General features: G+C 55.1%; 1 rRNA gene (cut by a window edge). It reads right to left on the bottom strand.

From position 1 onward, the window contains the following. Positions 1–1,342: ribosomal RNA gene (locus ACFWB0_RS25450) — 23S ribosomal RNA — on the bottom strand; its annotated part runs 1,816 nt beyond the window's last position; the annotation flags it as partial.

The raw sequence follows: 1,342 nt of genomic DNA, 5'->3' as shown, positions 1-1,342 counted from the left end.
CTTCCAGTTCTGGCCTATCAACCCGGTGGTCTGCCGGGGGCCTTACCCCATCAAAGGGTGAGAAACCTCATCTTGGAACAGGCTTCCCGCTTAGATGCTTTCAGCGGTTATCCCTTCCGAACGTAGCCAACCAGCCATGCCCCTGGCGGGACAACTGGCACACCAGAGGTTCGTCCGTCCCGGTCCTCTCGTACTAGGGACAGCCTTCCTCAAGTTTCTTACGCGCGCGGCGGATAGAGACCGAACTGTCTCACGACGTTCTAAACCCAGCTCGCGTGCCGCTTTAATGGGCGAACAGCCCAACCCTTGGGACCTACTCCAGCCCCAGGATGCGACGAGCCGACATCGAGGTGCCAAACCATCCCGTCGATATGGACTCTTGGGGAAGATCAGCCTGTTATCCCCGGGGTACCTTTTATCCGTTGAGCGACACCGCTTCCACATGCCGGTGCCGGATCACTAGTCCCGACTTTCGTCCCTGCTCGACCTGTCAGTCTCACAGTCAAGCTCCCTTGTGCACTTACACTCAACACCTGATTGCCAACCAGGCTGAGGGAACCTTTGGGCGCCTCCGTTACATTTTAGGAGGCAACCGCCCCAGTTAAACTACCCACCAGGCACTGTCCCTGAACCCGATCAGGGCCCGAGGTTAGACATCCAATACGATCAGAGTGGTATTTCAACAACGACTCCACAAACACTGGCGTGCCCGCTTCACAGTCTCCCACCTATCCTACACAAACCGAACCGAACACCAATACCAAGCTATAGTGAAGGTCCCGGGGTCTTTTCGTCCTGCCGCGCGTAACGAGCATCTTTACTCGTAATGCAATTTCGCCGAGTCTGTGGTCGAGACAGCAGAGAAGTCGTTACGCCATTCGTGCAGGTCGGAACTTACCCGACAAGGAATTTCGCTACCTTAGGATGGTTATAGTTACCACCGCCGTTTACTGGGGCTTAAATTCTCAGCTTCGCCACACAAGTGCAGCTAACCGGTCCTCTTAACCTTCCAGCACCGGGCAGGCGTCAGTCCGTATACATCGTCTTACGACTTCGCACGGACCTGTGTTTTTAGTAAACAGTCGCTTCTCTCTGGTCTCTGCGACCCCACCCAGCTCACACCGTAAAGGTGATCACCAGACAAGGTCCCCCTTCTCCCGAAGTTACGGGGGCATTTTGCCGAGTTCCTTAACCACAGTTATCTCGATCGCCTTAGTATTCTCTACCTGACCACCTGTGTCGGTTTGGGGTACGGGCCATGTGAAAGCTCGCTAGAGGCTTTTCTCGGCAGCATAGGATCACTGAATTCACCACAACGGCTACGCATCACCTCTCAGGCTTA

Origin of the sequence: Rhodococcus sp. NPDC060086 (genome assembly GCF_042730275.1) — a bacterium.
In the GTDB taxonomy this organism is placed as follows: domain Bacteria; phylum Actinomycetota; class Actinomycetes; order Mycobacteriales; family Mycobacteriaceae; genus Rhodococcus.
Note: the sequence above shows the minus strand (reverse complement) of the source record. Positions and strands in the feature narration are given on the sequence as shown.